This window comes from Streptomyces sp. S.PB5 (assembly GCF_030403745.1).
Lineage (GTDB): Bacteria > Actinomycetota > Actinomycetes > Streptomycetales > Streptomycetaceae > Streptomyces.
Genome location: NZ_JAQMWP010000003.1, coordinates 92,384 through 111,855 on the forward strand (window position 1 = coordinate 92,384; position 19,472 = coordinate 111,855).

Here is a 19,472-nt window from a genome sequence, read left to right on the forward strand (position 1 = left end):
CACTGAGACCTCACTTCATCACTTCATCGTCAGGAACCGCTGCACCAGCGAGGCCAGCAGCACCGCGAGCAGCGGCAGCGAGAACCAGAAGCTGCTCTGCAGCCACCGCAGTTGGCGCACCCCCGGCCTGACCGCGACCCGGACCACCTCGCGAGCCGTCAGCAGCACGATCAGCGCCAGGGCCGCGAGACCGCCGACCACCGACCACGGCGTCCAGGTCACCTGCGGTCCGATCGGGCCCGGATCCGCCTTGGGTGCCTTGCCCGCGGGCTGCTCGGCCAGCGCGTACATGGTGACGTCCGTGTTGACGAAGACCTTCTTCAACTCGGCCCGCTTGTCGAGGTTCTGGATCAGCCGCGGCTCCCAGGACCTGGAGTAGCCGACGTCCATCTCCAGATAGGTCACCTGACTGCGGTTGATCATCAGATACGAGTTCGGCCCGGCGTCCCTGAGCGCCTTCACCAGACTCGACACCAGGACCGGGTCGGTCGGCGCCAGTGTCGGCAGGTACTCGACCTTCTCCATGTCACGGGAGCCCCAGGGCATCGCGGGCGTCACGTTGTCGACCGTGTCGTTGCTCAGCCACAGCAGCCGTACCGTCGGATCGTCATGGGCGTACACGTACTCCATGGCGGCGACCTCGCCGGGACGGATCCGCTCGAACGGCTCGTTGCCCCAGCGGGCGACCAGGAAGCCGCCCATGAGGAGCAGACCCGCCATGAGCGCGGCCAGCGGGGCCAGGCTCACCCGGTCCTTGTCGCGCTCCTTCTCCGTGATCCCGGTGCGCGGGAACAGGGCGAGGCCCATCAGCAGGGCCGCGCCGGGCAGGGCGAACATGAAGACGCGCAGCGCCATCTCACCGCCGTACGACTGCATGCCGAAGCCCAGGAACGGCACGAAGGTCAGGACGAGCAGTGAGCGCTCCCGGTAGTGGTGGTCGCGGCGGCGCCACCAGCCCCAGCAGGCGAAGGCCATGACCCCGCCGGCCAGGAGCACCCGGGTGTAGAGGACGAGTTTGTGCGTGGAGCTGCCGCCCTCGATACGGCCGCCGACCGAGGACTGCACATTGCTGCCCACGCCGCCGACCCCGCCGAAGAGTTCGTCGAAGTGGCCGGACCAGTACGGCTCGGCCATGAAGCCCACCCACACCGTCACCAGGACGGCGAACAGGATGGGCAGACCGCGCAGTTCGGACTTGCCGATCACGACGAGGGCCGTCAGCACGCCCAGCATCACGAACGGGGTGAGCTGGTGGGCCGGCACGCTCGCCGCGAACAGCCCTATGACGACCATCAGCAGGACCGCCCGCTGACGGCGGTTCGTCGGTTCGACCTCCGCCTCGCCCGGTCGCTTCTTGGTCCAGATCACGCGCGGGGCGCGGAAGTAGACCAGCAGGAGCGCCGCGAACACCAGGTAGAGGAGATAGGTGAAGCCCTGCGGGGAGAAGTAGTCCTGGCCGACCCAGCCGCTGAGCACGAACACCCACAGACCGGTCCACTTGGCCCGCCAGCTCGCCCGCATATGGCGCACCAGCAGGAACATCGGCGCCAGATAGAGGAGTTGGATGGCCAGCGGCCACCAGCGGATCAGGTCCGTGAAGTCGGTGACCCCGCAGGCCTGCGCCACGAACGCGGCCGCCGCGAAGAAGCCCGGCCAGCTCCAGCGCGCGTCCAGGTCGGGCACGGCCGACCCGGTGCGGTCGATGTAGTCGAGGAAGCCCAGATGCTGCCAGGCGGTCGCGAACCGGGGTTCCGTCTCGATCACCGCGGGCAGCGCGTGCAGCGACACCACCGTCGCGAGGAGGGTGATGAGCAGCAGCGCCTTGTGCTCCCGGCCCAGCCACAGCAACGAGGCGAAGGCCACCGCCAGCAGCGCCGCCCCGACCAGCGTGGGCAGCGGCAGCACGGAGATCAGCCCGAGCCCGCCCATCTCGTCGAGGTCGGCCTCGCCGAGGCGTAGCGCGGGCACCCAGTACAGCAGCAGCGACGCGGTCAGCAGACAGCCGAGGACCACCCCGACCCGGCTCGGCTGCGCCCGCTCCCACCACGACGCCGGTGGCCCCTCGGACCCCGGTGGCCCCTGTTCCCGTACGGCAGTCTCCTTCCGTACGGCGGTCTCCTCCTGTACGGACTTCTGTACGGACTCCTCTACGGCCTCCCGCTCGCCCTCTCCGCTCAGGTCGAGCGTGTTCTCGAAGGGGGCGTCGACCTCGGTCTCGGCCGGCCCCAGGGACGCCTCCGTGCCCGGTTCCCGCTCCTCGACCGGCAGGCCCACCTCGGGCAGCTTCGCCCAGGTCGGCCGGTGCGGCGGTTCCTGGCGGGGGACCGGACGCACCACGGGCATCCCGGTGGGCGGGGTGCCAGGTCCGGGTCGGACGTCCGGACGGCGCTCCAGGTGGTCGAAGTCGACGTGGACGCCGAGGGCGAGGGTGTCCTGGTCGAGCGCCCAGGCGGGTCCCCGCTTGCGGGGCCGCAGCGGAACGGTGGCCTCGCGCGCCCCCAGGTCGGCGAGGTCGCCGTCGGGCGCGGCCTCCTCGGGGACGGCACCGGCCGCCGAGGCCCTGACCGTCTTGTACAGCTTGGGGGCGGCGATCGCCACGATCACCGCGAGCGAGGAGATCTCGGCGACGCCCGCGCCGGTCAGCCCCATGCGGGGGAGCAGCAGCAGCGTCAGACCGAGCACCAGCGCGCACAACAGGCCCTGCAACCAGGCGAGTCCGGCGGTGCGGCTCTGCGCGCGCAGTACCGCGAAGTACGTCTCCATGACGACCCGCAGCACCGCGCCGACCGCGAACCAGCGCAGCAGCGGGGTCGCCGCGTCGGCGTAGCCCGCGCCGAAGACACCGAGGATCCAGGGCGCCCCGAAGAACAGGACCGCGGCGACCGGCAGCATGATGCGGGCCATGCGCTTGAGCGCGGCCCGGGTGTTGGCGGCGAGCCGGCCCGGGTCGTGGGAGCCCTCGACCGTGAGGGAGGCGCCCATGTTGATGGCGAGCAGATTGACCGTGCCGCCGATCGTGGTGGTGATGTAGAAGTACGCGTTGTCCTCGGCGCTGACCTGTGCGGCCACGATCACCGGGACCAGATAGACCACGGCGAGCGAGAACAGGGAGCCGGTGTAGTCGCCCGCGAGGAAGCGCCCGATCTCCTTCATCGACGGCGGCCGGGCGTGGTCCTCGGTGGCCTCCACATGCCGGGGCACCAGCCGGCGGAACACCAGCCAGCCCAGCGGCAGCACGGACACCGCGATGGCCGCGACCCACGACACGAAGACGCCCATCGTGGGGATCGCGGCGGCGAACGCGACCAGCAGCACCAGCTTCACCGCGGAGAACACGGTGTTGCCCACCGGCACCCACAGCGCGCTGCGCAGCCCGGTCAGCACCCCGTCCTGAAGCGTCAGCACCGACCAGGCGACGACCGCCAGCACGAAGAACAGGGCGTGCGAGGGGTCGTTGAGGAATCCGTACGACGGCCCCCACAGGCCGAGCGTGAGCAGGAAGACGCCCGCGGCCAGCGCCACGATCACCGAACTGCCCGCGTACGTACGGAAGATCATCCGGCCGCTGGCCCGGCCCGCGACCGGTATGAAGCGGGCCAGGGCGCCGGTCAGGGTCACCGCGGTCAGTCCCGCGAGGAGCTTCATCGCGGCGATCGCGGCGGAGCCCTGGCCGACCGCGGCCTCGGAGTAGTAGCGGGCCGCGACGAGCCAGTAGCCGAGGCCGAGCACGGCGGAGATCCCCGTGTTCAGCATCAGGGCGTAGGCGTTGCGGAACAGCTGGCTGCCGCCGGGCGAGCGGCCCGTGCCGGGCAGACGGAACCGGCGCCCCGACCGCTCGGGCGCCTCGGTCGCGGGCTCGGAGGCCTCGGGCGGGCTCTTCGTGTCAGACACGGGAACGGATGGCCTTCCGGCGTACCTGTCGTGCTCTTCGGACCATGGCGTACCCCTTGGTGAACGCGCGGTCCCTGGCGAAGTTCCGGGCGATGGCCCGGCCCTCGATCAGCCGGCGGAACTCCTCGGCGTCCGTGCTGCGGCGCACGGTGACCCGCAGCAGCGCGTACGGGCCCTGGCGGCGGCGGGCGAGCCCGTTGCCGACGGCGAGCGCCTGGTCGTACCCCGTCTCGCGGACCTTCTCGCGCACCCGGCGGCTGGAGTAGCCGTAGGGGTAGGCGAACGAGGCCGGGACGGTGCCGAGTTCGTCCGAGACGATCTCCTTGCAGAGGATCAGCTCACGGCGCAGCGCGTCGTCGTCGAGCTGGTCCAGCTGCGGGTGGGTGTGGCTGTGCCCGCCGATCTCGACGCCCTCCGCGGCGAGTTCGCGCACCTGGGTCCAGTCCAGCATGGTGTCCAGGGCGCCGCCGTTGTCGTGCGGTCCGCGCAGCCACCCCGTGGAGACGAACACCGTGGCCGCGAAGCCGTGCTTGGCGAGCACGGGCAGGGCGTGCCGGTGCACGCCCTCGTAGCCGTCGTCGAAGGTGACCAGGACCGGCCGCTCGGGCAGCGGACGGCCCGAGCGCCAGTGCGCCGCCAGCCGGGCGGTGGTGACCGGGGTGTGCCCCAGGTCCCCGATGATCTCCATCTGCCGGGCGAAGGACTCCGGCGTCACGGACAGCTCGCGGGTCGCCTCGTTCGGGTCGGTGGCGACGGCGTGGTACATGAGAATCGGCACGGGTGCGTCACTCATGTGCATCCCCCTCAGCCCGCCTCTCGATCGGCGCCACCTGGAACGTGGTGTCTGTCTTGCGCGCCCGGACAGTGCCCACCACGTACCCACCTGCGGCCGTCAGCACCCCGGCGACGATCGCACCGGCACGTCCCGCGCCGCCCGGCCGGGCCAGTACGGCGTCGCGCAGCCCGCGCACCACCCCGGCGGGCAGCACCCGCGTGGTGTACCGGCGTTCGGACTCAAGTCCCTTGTCGGCGCCGACACTTCGGGCCACCAGCGCCTTGGACAGCCCCTCGGCGTAGGCGCGCGTGCGGAAGTACCCGAAGTGCTCACGCGCCTCGGGCACCCGGTGGTGGATCACGGCCCGGTCGTCGATCAGGAGCACCGCGTCCGGTCTGGCCCGGGTGAGCCGGATGCACAGCTCCGTCTCCTCGCAGCCGAGCGGTCGCTTGTCGCCGTCCCGTCCGATACCGGTGGCGAAACCACCGGCCGCGTCGAACGCCGTACGCCGGAACGAGGCGTTGCCGCCGAGGACGTTGCGGACCCGGACCAGACCGCGCGGCAGGCCCTTGTAGGTGCAGCCCACCACCCAGTCGAACTCCTCCGGGAACCAGGCCGGCCGGCGCCCCGACGCCCAGATCGGCACCGTACGGCCGCCCACGGCCATCACCCGCGGGTCGGCGTACCCCGCGGCGAAGTGGCGCAGCCAGTCGCGCTCGGCGACGGCGTCGTCGTCGAGGAACGCGATCACCTCGCCGCGCGAGGCGGCGATCCCGGTGTTGCGGCCCGCGGACAGACCACGGGGGCCCGCGTTGGCGAGCACCCGCACGACCGTGCCCTCTTCGGACTCCTTGTACTCCTTGGTCAGCCGGTCAAGGAGCGCCGCGTTGTGGTCGACGACCAGCAGCGTCTCCCGCGCCGGACACGACTGCGCCCGCACCGAGGCGACCGCCGCGAGGATGTCCTCCCAGCGGTCCTCGGTGTACACGCAGATCACGACGGAGATGTCGGGACTGCTCAAGACACCTCTCCCCGGACCGAGTCGAGCATCGGGGAGTGATGGGCCTGCCGGCGCAGCTCACGGCGGTTGGAGCGCTCGCCGAGGATCACCTTGAGCACCCGGAACCCGTCCCGCACGGCCCGCAGATTGCTCGCGCCGTGGATGCGGAGGTACTCGTAGCTGGGTATCTCCTGCACCTTCAGCCCGGCCTTGACCACCCTGATGTTCATCAGGGTCTCCACCTCGAAGCCCGTGCAGTCGAGGTCGATCTTGTCGAGGCAGTGCCGCCAGAACGCGTTGTATCCGTAGCAGAGATCCGTGTAGCGGGCGCCGAACTTGCGGTTGACGATGGTGCACAGCGCCCAGTTGCCGAGCTTGCGGATGAAGGTCATGTCGTCGGTGCCGCCGCCGTTGGCGAAGCGGGAGCCCTTGGCGAAGTCCGCGCCCGAGACCAGGGCGGAGACATAGCTGAGGATCTCGTGCCCGTCGGCCGAGCCGTCCGCGTCGATCATCACGATGATGTCGCCGCTGCAGGCCTCGAACCCGCTGGTGAGCGCGTCCCCCTTGCCCTTGCCGCGCTGCTTGACGACCTTGACCTCCGGCCACAGCTCGCGGGCCACTTCGACGGTGTTGTCCGTGGAGTTGCCGTCGACCAGGACCACTTCGTGGATCCAGTCGGGCAGTGTCTTGAAGACGTATGGAAGGTTCTCCGCCTCGTTCATGGCGGGGATCACGACACTCACCGGCGGCGCGATGGCCAGGTGAGTGGAGACGGGCCGGTACTTACCGGCTGTCGACGGCGGCTCCTGGCCCCTGGTCGCCGGGCGCAGAACAGAGCTCATGAGTCTGGTTCCCTCTCGTCCGGTCGGACCGCCCGCCCCTGGGCGGTCCGGCTTCGTGTCCGGTTCGAAAGGGGGGTTTGTTTCACCTACGGCAAGCCGAAAGGGATCTCCGAGCAAGCCCGGGTGAGCTGGCAAAGCCGGCCGACGACCGATACGGCCGTCGGTCGCGCGGCACGACTCGGTCACAAGTGCGGTCACCGAGCACGGCACCCCCCTACCGCGCCCCGCCCCGGTCCGCCGCGGTCCTTGAGCCCTCCCCTAGTACCGCTGGATGACGTTCCGATGCGGGTGAGATGTACGACGGTATTGATGATTGAACCCGTATGGCAAGACCTGGAACCAGGCCTCACGTTTTTGTTGGTTTGACCGTTACGCAGCCTTATTGGTTGTGCGAGCGGCCAGAGCGAAACTTGCCCATCCTCTTCAGGATCCGGTCCGCCGGCTCGAAGAGCTCCGGCCGCGACTGGACCGTGTTGCGCAGCGCCCGGACCGGTGCGCGGCGCGCCCGGTGTCCGAGTGCGACCGGGTGACGCCTGGTCACCCACCCCTCCGACACGGAGATCTCCCGTGTCTTGAGGGAGTCCTTGTACTCCTTCTGCCCCCGCCCGAGATCGAGGTACGCGATCCCGTCGGCGGCCGCCGCCTCCGCCATCCGCAAGTGCAGCACCAGGCCCGGCGAGTACTTCGAGAACGCCGGGTCGTACGCCGGGAACCAGCAGGCCAGGACGCGTTCGCTGCGCAGCCCGAAGTGCGCCGCGACCGGCTTGCCGCCCGCGTACAGCACCGACAGCATCCCCGCGAACGGCTCGGCACGGGTGTGGAAGAGCTGCTCCACGAGCCGGGTGATCCACTCGTGCGCGAACCGGTCGCTGCGCCCGGTCCTGCGGTACTGCGCGGACTTCCAGCCCATCAGGGTGCGTAGCGCCGCCGGATCCCGCTCGTCGTGGACGTAGCGGACCTCGCCTGCGTCCCTGCCGAGCTTGCGCTCCTTGGCGAGCGTGGTCCTGGTGAACTTCGGTGCCTGGGCGCGCAGATGGGCCAGATAGGCGTCGTAGCCCTGGTCGACGTCCATGACCGGTGACGCGAAACTGCCGGTGGCCCCCGTGGCGAACGGCTCCTGGCCCTCCACCAGGTGGTCGAACTCCCACAGGGCGAGCCCGCAGGCGCGCAGCAGCTCCTGCGCGTCCCACTCGAACCCGGGCCGGTGCACCAGACCCTGGGCGTCCGAGACGCCGAGCCCGACGGCCCGCCCGATGCCGGTGGCGCTTCTCTGGTACGGGAAGAACGCGACGGGCTCCCCGCCCTCGCGCACCACCGCGATCCGTACGCCCCGCCTGCACCGGCCCACCGCGAGCGCGAACTCGGGGGACAGGAACGGGTTCGCCAGCTCCGGCGATCCCTGCAGATGGGCTTTGGACTGCAGCGACGTCCATGCCGTCCGGTCCGCCGCACTCAGCTCGCCGGGGCGGTATACGCGTATGTCCACGTCAGGGAGTCCGTCCCGTCGTCGTACGGCCGCGTCGTCGCCGCACCTGGACCAGCAGGAGAAGAAGGGAACTGATGACGGTCACGGCGACGATCCCGCCGCGCCAGGACCAGCGGTGGGTGGCCAGCATGCCCTGGGCCACCAGCATGTTGAGCACGACCGAGCACGCGAGCGCGGCGAGCATCCGGCCGAGCGGATCCAGGCCGCGCAGCGCGGCGGCGACGGCCACGGCCGGCGCCGCCAGCAGGAAGAACAGGGTGAACGGACCGCGCAGCGCCGAGTCCGAGCCGGCGAGCGCGAGAATCGCGCCCAGCCCGCCGATGCCCGTCGCGGCGCCCATGAGCAGCGGCGACAGGTCTGTTGATGATGTCCTGGTATGTATCGTCTGCATTGGCGACTTTGCCCCCCGAAGCGCCGGATGCGAGGCTTCAATGTCGCTCAGGGGTGAGGCGGCCGTCAAGACGGGGGTGAGCCGTGTGACGTTGCTGGTACAGACATTGAGACAGGTGTTCCCCGGAGGCGGAAGCCGCCTCCGGGGAACGGTCGTTCAGACGGTGCCTGTCCCGAGCGTTACGAGACGAGCTTCAGGAGGCGGTTCGGCGAACCGGAGCCCGCGCTGGTCACCGCACCGGTGGTGGCGCCGTTCACCAGGGCCGTGGCGACCTGGGCCGGGGTGGACGAGGTGTGACCGGCCAGGTAGACCGCGGCCGCGCCGGCGACGTGCGGCGTCGCCATCGACGTACCGGAGATGGTGTTGGTCGCGGTGTCGCTGGTGTACCAGCCCGCCGTGATCGAGGAGCCCGGCGCGAAGATGTCCAGGGTCGAGCCGTAGTTGGAGTAGCTCGCCTTGGCGTCCGAGCTGGTGGTCGCGCCGACCGTGATCGCGGAGGCGACGCGGGCCGGGGAGTACGAGGAGGCGTTGGCGGAGCTGTTGCCGGCCGCGACCGCGTAGGTCACGCCGCTGGCGATGGAGTTGGAGACCGCCGTGTCCAGCGAGGAGGAGGCGGAGCCGCCGAGCGACATGTTGGCGACCGAGGGGCCGGAGTGGTTGTTGGTCACCCAGTTGATGCCCGCGATGACGCCCGCCGTGGTGCCGGAGCCGCTGTTGTCGAGCACCCGGACCGCCACGATCTTCGCCTTCTTGGCGACACCGTAGGTGGAACCCGCGATCGTGGTGGCCACATGGGTGCCGTGGCCGTTGCCGTCGGAGGCGGTGGTGTCGCCGTCGACCGCGTCGTAGCCGTAGCTGGCACGGCCGCTGATCTCGGAGTGGGTGATACGGACGCCGGTGTCGATGACGTACGCGGTCACGCCGCTGCCCGCGGAGTCCGGGTAGGTGTAGGTGCCCGAGAGCGGAAGCGCGGTCTGGTCGATGCGGTCCAGGCCCCAGGGGGCGCTGGTCTGCGTGGCGTCCGCCTTGAAGATCTGGTTCTGCTCGACGGCGGCCACCGCCGGGTCGGCCGCCAGACGCTTGGCCTCGCTCTCGGAGAGCGTGGCCGAGTAGCCGTTCAGCACGGTGCCGAAGGTCTGCTTGACCGTGCCGCCGTACTCCTTGACCAGGTTCTTGCCGTCAGCCGAGGACGCCTTGAGGCCGGCGGCGCCCTTCTTGAGCGTGACGATGTAGCTGCCCTTGATCGCCGTGGGGGAGTCGGCGGCAAGGATCTTGCCCTCGGCCGGTGCGGCCTGGGCCGGGAGGGCGGTGAGCCCGCCGACGAGGGCGGCGGTCGCCAGGCTGGTTATGGCGGCGAACCGGAGTCTCTTGCTACGCAGTTGTGCCATTACGAGGGAGTCCTCCTCATTGGCGACGTGCGCCTGGGTCGGGCGCGCGTCCGTGGGGGATGTGCGCGTGATCGCGCACACGGCCGGGAACGTCGCGTTCCGCTCCGGCTGCAGTAAAGGCTGATCCAACTACGGGGGTAGATCAAGAGTGTTGAGCACTCGTCAACAAACCTGTCATGTTCACGAAATCTTCAGCGTTCTTGGCATGTGCACTTCCCGTCGATGCGCGTAGTTGCTACGACAGTTGTGGCAGAGATCCTGCTAAAGGGAGGTTCCATGAGACGTTCCCGACTTGCCGTATACGTCGCCTCGCTCCTCCTCGCCGTCGGCGCCACCCTCGCCGGGGCCGGCCACGCACAGGCCGCACCCGGCCCGTATGTGGCCCTCGGCGACTCCTACTCCTCCGGAGTCGGCGCCGGCAGCTACATCTCCTCAAGCGGCGACTGCAAGCGCAGCACGAAGGCGCACCCCTACCTCTGGGCCGCCGCCAACTCACCCTCGTCGTTCAGCTTCACGGCCTGCTCGGGCGCTCGAACGGGTGATGTTCTGGCCAACCAGCTGACCCCGCTGAACAGCGCCACCGCACTGGTCTCCATCAGCATCGGCGGCAACGACGCCGGCTTCTCCGACGTCATGACCACCTGTGTGCTGCAGTCCGACAGCTCCTGTCTCTCCCGCATCAACACCGCGAAGGCGTACGTCGACTCGACGCTGCCCGGCCGACTGGACAGCGTCTACTCGGCGATCAGCACCCGGGCCCCCAACGCCCATGTCGTCGTGCTCGGTTACCCGCGCTTCTACAAGCTCGGCACCAGCTGTGTCGGCCTCTCCGAGACCAAGCGGAAGGCGATCAACGACGCCGCCGACTACCTCGACGCCGCCATCGCCAAGCGCGCCGCCGACCACGGCTTCACCTGGGGTGACGTCCGTGGCACCTTCACCGGCCACGAGATCTGCTCCGGCAGCTCCTGGCTGCACAGCCTGAACTGGCTCAACATCGGCGAGTCGTACCACCCCACCGCGGCCGGCCAGTCCGGCGGCTATCTGCCCGTACTGAACAGCGCGGCCTGAACCGTCACCCGGTACCCGTAGGAATCACTCGGTACCCGTAGGAGAAGGGGAGACCCCGTCCGTCGGGGTCTCCGTCTCACACGTCACCGAGAACGGCACCGAGTTGGACGTCTTGTGCTCCGGCTCCCGCACCTCGACGCTGATCTCGTTCTCGAAGGTCCCGCTGTCGTCGTAGGTCGTCACGAACGCCGAGTCCTGTTTCGAGGTGCCGCCGCCCTCCGGGAACGACAGCGTCTTCCACCCCTGGTCCATGACCTTGCCGTCCTTGGACTTCCATCGGTACGTCACCTCCGCCGGCAGCCTGCTCACCGTGATCGTCGCGGTGAAGGACGGCGCCTCGGCCTGAGGGGGCGGACAGGTCCCCGCGTACTCCGTGTTGGCCCCGGTGAGGGCGATGCTCACGGTCTGCGGAGGCGGCGGCTCGCTCGTGGGACCGCTGCTCGGCGAGCTCGTGGGCGGCGGCTCCTCGCTGTCCTCGTCCGTCGCCGTCGGCGTGCTCTCGCCCGTCGACCGGCTCGTCTCGTTGTTCCCCTGCTTGCCCCCGTCATCGTCACCGTTCAGCAGGGCGTACGTCAGTCCCGCGATCGCCAGCGCGAGGGCGGCGAGGCCCGCGATCAGCACGAAGGCGGCACGGCGGTTGCGGTCGGGCGGCTCGGGGACGGGCCTGGTGGCCGGGCCGGTGTACGCCGGAGTGGTGGCGGCCGTCGGTGCCGTGTTGCGGAAGGGGGCCGTCGGCGGCTCCTCCTGATATCCGGCGATCGTCGGCGTGTACGGGATCTGCGGCGGCGGGGTGTCCGCGCGCGGTGTGCCCCCGGCACCGATGATCCGCAGCTCCTGCTCGGCGCGGTCGGCCGCGAGCCGCTCCGCCGGGTCCTTGCGGAGCAGGCCCTCGATGACGGGGGCGAGCGGTCCGGCCCGGTACGGCGTCGGCAGCTCCTCGTCGACGATGGCGCGCAGGGTGCTGAGCGGGGTGTTCTGGCGGAACGGGGAGTTGCCCTCGACCGCGGCGTACAGCAGCACGCCCAGCGACCACAGGTCGGACTGGGGTCCGGGGGTGCGCCCCAACGCCCGCTCGGGGGCCAGGAATTCGGGGGAGCCGATGACCTCGCCGGTCATGGTGAGCGCCGAACTGCCCTCCACCTGGGCGATCCCGAAGTCGGTGAGCACCACCCGGCCGTCGTTCGACAGCAGCACGTTGGCCGGTTTCACGTCCCGGTGCAGCACCCCCGCCTCATGCGCGGCGCGCAGCGCGGAGAGCACCTCGGCGCCGATGTGCGCGGCCCGCTGCGGGGACAACGGCCCCTCGGCGTCCAGGACCTCGGCGAGGGAGACCCCGCGGACCAGCTCCATCACGATCCACGGGCGGCCGTCCTGCGTGGCCACGTCGTACACCGTCACCACATTGCGGTTGGAGACCCGGGCCGCGGCCCATGCCTCGCGTTCCAGTCGCGCGTACATCCGCTCGACGTCCGACCCCGCCAGTCCCTGAGGCGCGCGTACCTCCTTGACGGCGACCTCGCGGTGCAGCACCTCGTCACGGGCGCGCCACACGGTTCCCATGCCGCCCTCGCCGAGCGGGGACATGAGGCGGTAGCGGCCCGCGATCAGACGTTCACTGCCCGGTACTTCGGACACGGGCGTCCCCCATTCGCAACTCCGCATGACTTCGCGTGATTTCTCCCCAAAAGTAGCTCAGCCAAGTGCGGATGCCGCCCCCTTGAGCACCAATCCGGCCCCGAGCGCTACGACGAGGAACGCCGACATCAAAGGCGCGGACCTGCGCACCAGCGCCGCCAGCGGATGCGTGGTCCAGCGGGGGCGCCGGTCCAGCAGCCGATTCATCCCGGTACCCAGCTTCACAACGGCGAACCCCGCCGCCGTGAGGGTCAGCGCCAGCCCGACGCCGTACGCCACGACGAGCAGGAACCCGAACCAGGCCTGCCCGAGCGCCATGGCCCCGACCAGCACGACCACGGCGGACGGACTGGGGACCAGCCCTCCGGCGAAGCCGAGCAGGATCGTGCCGCGGACGGTGGGGGCGATGGAGTGGGAGTGGGTGAAGCCGCCGTGCGTGTGCACGAGGGTGCCCGGGCGGGAGTGGGGGTGGGGGTGGGGGTGGGTGTGCTCGTGCGGGTGGTCGTGATCGTGGTCGTGAGTGTGCTCGTGCGGGTGGTCGTGGGTGTGGCTGTGCGGGGCGTGCTCGTGCGCGGTGTGCTCGTGCGCGGCGTGCTCGGCCGCCGTGTGCGTGTGTGCGGCGACCAGGGCCAGCTCGCGCTCGGGAGCCTCGGAGCGCTCGTGGTCGTGCTCGTGATCGTGGTCGTGCGAGTGCCCGTGCCCATGCCCGCCGTCGTCATCGTGCCCGTGCGAGTGTCCGTGCCCGTTGGAGTGTCCGTGCCCGTGGTCATGCCCGGCGGAGTCCCCGTGCGTATGCCCGTGCCCCTGCGCATGCTTCCGCTGGTGCCAGGCCCGTCGTACGAGCGTCACCCCGGCCCCCGTCACCAGCACGCCGCTCGCGATCCCCAGCCAGGTGATCACCGAGGGCGCCGCGCCCGAGCCGGCCGTCACCAGCAGGCCCAACGCGACCACGCCGAGGGTGTGGGTCACCGTGACCGACGCGGCGAGCGGCATGACGTCCTTGACGCGGGCCCTGCCGCCGCGGGCCGCCGCGACCGCCGCCATGAGGGTCTTGCCGTGGCCCGGGGCCAGCGCGTGCAGCGCGCCGAGGGCGACGGCGATGAGGACGGCCAGCGCGGCGAAACCGAAGGTGAGGTCGTGCCGGGCGACCAGCGAGTCCAGCGCCCGGGTCCAGCGGTCGGCGCCACGGGGGAGGACGGAGGCCGCAGGGGCGTCCTCCCGCTCCTCGGACAGGGCGGGGCCGCCGGGTCGTATACGAAGTTCGGCCGTGGCGGTGTCGGCCGGTGAGGAGAGCAACTCCTGCGGATAATTGGTGAGTTTGCGGGACACCGACGTTTTCGGCACGTCCGACGCCGTGAGCGTCATCCGGTCGCCGCGCGCGGTGATCTCCCGCCAGCCGGGCCCGGAGTCCGTGCCCGCGCTGCGGAAGCCGAGGTCCGCGGTGGCGGCCTCGGGGAGCGGTGCCGTCAGTTCGCACTCCACGCGCAGGGTGTCGAGCCCGGCCTGCCCGGGGCGCACCTGGGCCTTGCTGCTCCGGACGGCCAGGGCGACCGTACGGCCGTCGACGGTGACCTCGCTGCCCTTGGCGGCCTCGGCGCACCGAGCCGCGGCCCAGTCGGTCATGCCCTGCTTCTCGATGTCCGGCTTCGCCTGGGTCGCCGGGATCTCCGCCAGGTCCTCGACATGGTCGACGCGGAGCTGTCCCGGGGCGGCGACGAGACCGTCGTACCGGTTGACGGTGAAGTTGCCGAGGGGGTGCGCGCTCGCGGCTCCGGAGGGGAGGAGCACGAGCGCGCACGCGGCCGTGAGGACGGCCACACCGGAGGCGAACAGTCGACGGGACCTCACTTGGCCGCCTCCAGATCCTTGAGCGCCTCGCGGGCCGCGTCGGCACCCAGGGGCGAGAAGCCGGGGTTCAGCTTCAGAGCCGCCTTGAGGTGGGTGCGGGCGTCCTTCTCGTGTCCGGTGGCGCGTTCGATGATGCCGCGGTGGTAGAGGAACGCGGCGTTGCGGTAGCCGGTCGCCGTGGCCCGCTTCGCGTACGGCAGGGCCTCGGCGTCCTTGCCGTTGACGTGCAGGGCCCAGGCGAGGGCGTCCGCCGTGTGCACGGTGTGCCGGCGCTCCCACTCGGCGCGGGCCGCCCGCAGCGCCGCCTTCCGGTCGCCGTGGTCGGCGGCGGCGAGCGCGGTGTCCAGGTCGGCGTTGACGCCGTTGGCGCGGGCGAGGGCGGTCCAGGCGTCGACGAGGGCGTACTGGTCGTCGGCCCCGGCCTTGTCGCCGCCCTGCTCGTACAGCTCGCCCAGCTCGACGAGCGGGCCGGGCAGGGGATAGCGGGCGACGACCTGCTCCAGACCGCGCACGGCCTCCTTGCGGTCACCGCTCGCCGCCTGCGCCCGGGCCCGGCCCTCAAGGGCGGGGAGGTAGTCCTCGTCGGCGGCCAGCGCCCGTGCGTAGTAGGTGAGGGCCTTCTCGTACTGGCCCTGGTTCCAGGCGAGTTGACCGAGCTGACCGGCGACGTACGCGATGTCTCCGGGCGTCGACGCACTCGTGAGGGCCTGCTTCAGGACCCGCTCCGCCGTGGTCACGTCGCCGCGCAGCTCACGGACGTACGCGTACCGCGTGAACACCGGGATGCCCGGCTTGCGGGAGTCGGCGGTGTCGGCGGCCTTCGCCGCGTCGGCGTACCGGCCGAGCTCGACGAGGGCGTCGATACGGGAGGAGAGGGCGCGCTCGTTGTAGGGGTTCTGCTTCAGTGTCCGGTCCGCGTACTTCAGGGCGTCGGTGAAGTCGTGCCGGGCCGCGGCGAGCGCGGCACGCCCCGCGAGGGCCTGCTCGTTGTCGGCCCTCAGCTCCAGCGACCGCTTCAGGGCTTTCTCGGCCTGCGGATAGCGGGAGGGGTCGCCCTTGGTGCGGGCCTGCTCGACATAGCCGAGGCCGAGGGTGGCCCAGCCGCCGAAGTCCCTGGGCTGGGACCGGAGATGGGCCTGCAGGGACGCGATGCTCGCGTCGAGATCCCCGCTGGAGAGGATCGCCGGCGACACGGCACTCGGCGCGGCCGCGACGCTCGTACCGCCGTCGTCCCGCAGGGCCCCGACGGCGATGGAGCCGGCGGTGAGGGCAATGGCCAACAGAACGGCGGAACCGCCGAGTTGCAGCGCCCGCAGCCGCCGCCCACCGGCTGCCGTCTCGTCGTCGTTCGAACCCGGGACCATGACCCTCTCCTGGAGATCGGTTACGGATGTGCGGCGCGGCCCGCGCCGTGGGGGATGAGTACGAGCGGGCCGCGCCAGTCAGAGCGGGCGGTGGGTGTTCGGCCTAGTACGGCCGGGTCCGCATCCGCCGCCACCACATGAGCCCGGCGCCGATGAGGGCGATACCCGCAGCCCCCGCCCCGGCGGACGCGGCGACCAGCGTGGTGTCGTCCATCCCGCTTCCGGAGGAACCCGCCGGCTGCAGCGCGTCACCCAGCTGGTTACGGACATCCGCACCCTGGGTCGTCCCCTTGGCCAGCGCCCCCCGCGACCCCGAGGTCGGGTTCGCCAGGTACGGGAAGGACTTGCCGAACTTCTTGTCGTTCTTGTCGACCGCGTCGCCCAAGTCGTTCTTGGCACCGACCAGTTCACCCTCGACGACCTGCAGCGCCGCGTCGAGCACGTCGTCGGAGAGGCGACGCCCGTTCGGGAAGCCCGCGTTGTCACCGTCGAGGACACCGAGCCGCTTGGGGTCGTTCGTCGGCTTGATGGAGGTGTTGAGCCGCAGCTCCTCCGCCGGCCGCACGTACGGCGGCTGGTTGAGCCCCTTGACGCCCTTCAGGAACACGTCGACGAGGTCGTTGCGCGGCTCGGCCGGCGCCTTGATCTTGTAGATCGCCTCGATGAGCTTGGGCAGCTCGGGGTTGGTGACGTTCTTCAGGAAGTCGGCGTCGTTCCAGGGCGCGGACGCGTTGAACTTGTCCTTGTCCTTGAGCGGGTTGACGACCTCGTTGACCAGCGGCATGCCCAGGCGCGAGACCTGCGTGAAGTACCCCTGCGCGTTCTTGCGCTGGGTCGTCGACCAGATACCCACGATCGGCTGCTCGTGCGACTCGGTGATCATGTTCGTCGGCACCTGCAGGGCAACGGAGTTGACGTTGTAGCCCTTGAGGGTGTCCCGGCCGACCTCGGACAGGTTGCCGCCGTACAGCAGGTCGAAGACGCGCAGGTCCAGGAAGAACGGGTCGTCGGCCTGACCGGCGAACGTCGTCGCGCCGCCCGGCAGTTGGTGGATCGCCTGCTTGCGCAGCTTGTTGTAGTCCGGCATCGACGCCTTGCCGACGTTCGACGGCGCCACGGGCACGTCGTCGGCCACCTTGGTCTTCGACAGCACCTTCTGGTTCTTCAGCTTGATGAGGTCGATGTCGTAGGTCTGCGTGATGTTGAGGTCCGGGTCGTCGAGGCTCTCGACGGGACCGGTGTTGTACAGGAAGGTCTTGTCGTTCTTGACGTGCGTCTTGAACGTGTAGCGGTAGACCAGCTCGCCCTGTGCGTCACCGTTGTTGTCGATGTGGAGGTCGTACTGGGCGTCCTCGGCGAACGTGAAGAAGTTCGGTCCGCCGGCCGGCTCCTCGAACGGGATCCAGTTCGCGATGATCGTCGTCGTGTCCGGCTTGTCCGGGCTGACGAACGCGTACACGTCGGTGTTGTCGTACTGGGGGTCCCCGGAGATGAGCGGGGCCTCCCGGTGACTGGAGGCGTTCGCCGCCCCCGGTTCCAGCGTGGCCACACCGGCGGCTGCGAGCCCCCCGGCGGCCAGCGAAGCGCATATGAGGGTCGCGACGCTCCTGCGCCCCGCACCGCTCCTGGAGATAGCTGTCATGCCGTCCGTCCTCAGTCCCAACTTGCCTGACGAACGCTGATTCGGAGCGGTCGGCAGGGCGGATTGGTCGAATCCCAAACGTTCTTACGGCGGATTGAGGATCATGTTTCATCGAAGGCGACCCGCGTTTTCGGCCCGCTGATCCGTAATCCCATCCGGAGGTGTGTTCGTTGCGAATACCTCGTGGGGCCGGGCGGCCCAGATGTGGTTTTGCAGGAGGGGGAGGCGACTTGGAAGCGGACGAGCTGCTGGTCCTTGTCGCGGGCGGTGACCAGAAGGCCTTCGAGGAGCTCTACGGCCTGGTCTCGGGACCGGTGTACGGACTGGTGCGGCGCGTGGTGCGGGACCCGGCCCAGTCGGAGGAGGTGTCACAGGAAGTGCTGCTCGAGACCTGGCGGTCCGCCGCGCGGTTCGACCCCGGCCGGGGCAGCGCCCTGTCCTGGATCCTCACCCTCGCCCACCGCCGGGCCGTCGACCGGGTGCGCAGCGCCCGCGCGGCCGGCGAGCGCGAGCTGCGGGTGGCCCGGCGGGCGAGCGGCCCGGCCTTCGACCATGTCACCGAGGAGGTCGAGGCCGGACTGGAGCGCGAGTGGGTGCGCCGCTGCCTGGACCGCCTCACCGATCTGCAGCGGCAGTCCGTGACCCTCGCCTACTACGACGGCTACACGTACCGTGAAGTGGCCGAGCGGCTCTCGCTGCCGCTGGGCACCGTCAAGACCCGGATGCGCGACGGACTGACCCGGCTGCGCGAGTGCCTGGGAGGTGTGGCGTGAGCCTGCTCGACAAACTGCTCCGCCGTGAGGGCCCCCACTCGCTGGCCGCTCCCTACGCGCTCGACGCGCTGGAGCCCGCCGAGCGGGCCCGGTTCGAGAAGCACTTGAAGACCTGTCCGGTCTGCGCCGCCGAGGTCCGCGCCCTGACCGAGGACGCCGTGCGCCTCGCCTGGTCGACGGCCGCCCCGGCGCCGGCCGCGATGCGCGACCGGGTGCTGGCCGCCGTGCGCACCACCGCGCAGGAGCAGCCGGCGCGGCAGGTGAGGGCTGGGGGCCCCTCCCACGCTTTCGGCAGTGGGGGAGAGCCGCAGCTGCCGCCGCATGTCTGGGGCACGCAGGCGCCGCCGGCACGCTCCCGTGCGCCCCGTGAGCGCCGCCCGCTGTTCGTGCCGTTCGCCACGGCCACGGCCGCCGCGGCCCTCGTGGTGGCCTCACTGTTCGCCGTACAGGCGAATGACACCCGGGACCAGCTGAACGCGGAGAAGGCCAGGGCGAGTGAGATCGCCCACGTTCTCGCAGCTCCCGACGCTCGCGCGAGCACGGGCAAGGACGCGCAGGGCCGCAGTATCGGAGTCATCGCCTCCGCATCGGAGGGCCGTGCGGTCGTCACCCTCAGCGGATACGACGACATCCCGGACGGCCGTGTGAACCAGCTGTGGCTCATGCGCCCCGGCGCTGAGCCGCGCTCCCTCGGGCTCTTCGACGCCGACACGCCCTTGGTCACATCCGGTCTGGAGAAGTCCGCTACGTCACTGGCTGTGACCGTCGAGCCCGACGGCGGATCAGCGCAACCCACCAGCCAGCCAGTTGTCCAACTCGCCCTGAAATCGGTTGGATTCGGAGAGTAACCACGGAGGGGTCGTCAACCCCCTTACGGGGAAGGTGAATCCTGTGACCGCGATACACGAGTGCCCCCTGGGGGCGATAGGGTTACCCTGCCCGGGCCGGGTGGACTCGTACGGGTGGGGAGTGACATGGAACAGATAACAGTGCGCAGCAGGGCGAGGGTCCCTGCGATCACCTGCGGGAGCAGTGCGACCAGTTCGCGCCTCGACCGCCATCTCTCGGTGCTGGCGGGTCCCGCCGTGCCGCAGCAGAAGACGGCCGAGGCGACCTTGCTGATGCGTGAGCTGACCGCGCGTGAACCCGCGCAGAACCGCAGCGACAGGGGTGCGCGCGTCCGTCGCGTCTCCCTCTTCGCGCCGCTGCGTCGTCTGCGCCGGTCGCTGTTCGGCGGGCATTAGCCCGCACGCTCAGACGTTTCCGACCCGCGCCCGGTCGGCCGTACCGCTTCGGCGCCCCGCCGCGATCCCGTCCGTCATCCCCACGGCATGCGGCAGCACCAGGTACGTCCACCGGACGCGGG

15 protein-coding genes are annotated in these 19,472 nt (G+C 70.6%); 4 read left to right on the plus strand and 11 right to left on the minus strand.

Translation table 11 applies throughout. From position 1 onward, the window contains the following. Positions 1-18: 18 nt before the first annotated feature. The 7 genes from PH203_RS09280 to PH203_RS09310 all read right to left on the minus strand — a co-directional run bounded on the left by PH203_RS09280 (position 19) and on the right by PH203_RS09310 (position 9,773). Positions 19-3,891, minus strand: a complete 3,873-nt coding sequence (locus PH203_RS09280; RefSeq protein WP_289918485.1) for a lipopolysaccharide biosynthesis protein — start codon at positions 3,889-3,891, stop codon at positions 19-21. Further along, positions 3,884-4,684 (minus strand): polysaccharide deacetylase family protein, encoded by an 801-nt coding sequence (locus tag PH203_RS09285; RefSeq protein ID WP_289918487.1) that lies wholly within the window; start codon positions 4,682-4,684, stop codon positions 3,884-3,886. Before PH203_RS09285 ends, PH203_RS09280 begins: the two co-directional genes overlap by 8 nt. Beyond that, positions 4,677-5,687, minus strand: a complete 1,011-nt coding sequence (locus PH203_RS09290; RefSeq protein WP_289918489.1) for a glycosyltransferase family 2 protein — start codon at positions 5,685-5,687, stop codon at positions 4,677-4,679. Before PH203_RS09290 ends, PH203_RS09285 begins: the two co-directional genes overlap by 8 nt. Continuing rightward, a complete protein-coding gene (locus PH203_RS09295) occupies positions 5,684-6,508 on the minus strand; it encodes a glycosyltransferase family 2 protein (protein WP_289918491.1) in 825 nt (274 codons plus the stop codon). The genes PH203_RS09290 and PH203_RS09295 overlap by 4 nt, the downstream gene beginning before the upstream one ends. A 379-nt stretch (positions 6,509-6,887) precedes the next feature. Continuing rightward, positions 6,888-7,994 carry a GNAT family N-acetyltransferase gene (locus PH203_RS09300; protein WP_289918493.1) on the minus strand — a complete coding sequence of 369 codons (1,107 nt, stop codon included), beginning with the start codon at positions 7,992-7,994 and terminating at the stop codon, positions 6,888-6,890. A gap of 1 nt (position 7,995) precedes the next feature. Continuing rightward, a complete protein-coding gene (locus tag PH203_RS09305; protein ID WP_289918494.1) occupies positions 7,996-8,385 on the minus strand; it encodes a hypothetical protein in 390 nt (129 codons plus the stop codon). A 179-nt stretch (positions 8,386-8,564) separates the two neighbouring features. Then, a complete protein-coding gene (locus tag PH203_RS09310; protein WP_289918496.1) occupies positions 8,565-9,773 on the minus strand; it encodes a S8 family peptidase in 1,209 nt (402 codons plus the stop codon). 276 nt (positions 9,774-10,049) lie between these two features. Between PH203_RS09310 and PH203_RS09315 the strand changes: the two genes are divergently transcribed. After that, the gene (locus tag PH203_RS09315; protein WP_289918499.1) at positions 10,050-10,844 is read left to right on the plus strand and encodes an SGNH/GDSL hydrolase family protein; all 795 of its coding nucleotides are present in this window, start codon (positions 10,050-10,052) and stop codon (positions 10,842-10,844) included. Positions 10,845-10,868: 24 nt separating this feature from the next. Here PH203_RS09315 and PH203_RS09320 read toward each other — a convergent pair whose 3' ends face one another. The 4 genes from PH203_RS09320 to PH203_RS09335 all read right to left on the minus strand — a co-directional run bounded on the left by PH203_RS09320 (position 10,869) and on the right by PH203_RS09335 (position 17,333). After that, positions 10,869-12,479 (minus strand): serine/threonine-protein kinase, encoded by a 1,611-nt coding sequence (locus PH203_RS09320; RefSeq protein WP_289918501.1) that lies wholly within the window; start codon positions 12,477-12,479, stop codon positions 10,869-10,871. Between the two features lie 57 nt (positions 12,480-12,536). Then, positions 12,537-14,327, minus strand: a complete 1,791-nt coding sequence (locus PH203_RS09325; protein WP_289918503.1) for a sulfite exporter TauE/SafE family protein — start codon at positions 14,325-14,327, stop codon at positions 12,537-12,539. Beyond that, positions 14,324-15,691 (minus strand): tetratricopeptide repeat protein, encoded by a 1,368-nt coding sequence (locus PH203_RS09330; RefSeq protein ID WP_289918505.1) that lies wholly within the window; start codon positions 15,689-15,691, stop codon positions 14,324-14,326. Before PH203_RS09330 ends, PH203_RS09325 begins: the two co-directional genes overlap by 4 nt. 103 nt (positions 15,692-15,794) lie before the next feature. Continuing rightward, positions 15,795-17,333: a DUF4331 domain-containing protein gene (locus PH203_RS09335; RefSeq protein WP_289918507.1), complete on the minus strand. Its 1,539-nt coding sequence runs from the start codon at positions 17,331-17,333 to the stop codon at positions 15,795-15,797. A 230-nt stretch (positions 17,334-17,563) separates the two neighbouring features. Here PH203_RS09335 and PH203_RS09340 point away from each other — a divergent pair, with 230 nt between their 5' ends. The 3 genes from PH203_RS09340 (at position 17,564) to PH203_RS09350 (ending at position 19,350) form a co-directional block, all read left to right on the plus strand. After that, positions 17,564-18,106 (plus strand): sigma-70 family RNA polymerase sigma factor, encoded by a 543-nt coding sequence (locus PH203_RS09340; RefSeq protein WP_289918509.1) that lies wholly within the window; start codon positions 17,564-17,566, stop codon positions 18,104-18,106. Further along, positions 18,103-18,954, plus strand: a complete 852-nt coding sequence (locus PH203_RS09345; protein ID WP_289918511.1) for an anti-sigma factor — start codon at positions 18,103-18,105, stop codon at positions 18,952-18,954. The genes PH203_RS09340 and PH203_RS09345 overlap by 4 nt, the downstream gene beginning before the upstream one ends. A gap of 126 nt (positions 18,955-19,080) precedes the next feature. Further along, positions 19,081-19,350 (plus strand): hypothetical protein, encoded by a 270-nt coding sequence (locus PH203_RS09350; protein ID WP_289918512.1) that lies wholly within the window; start codon positions 19,081-19,083, stop codon positions 19,348-19,350. Positions 19,351-19,472 lie beyond the last annotated feature (122 nt).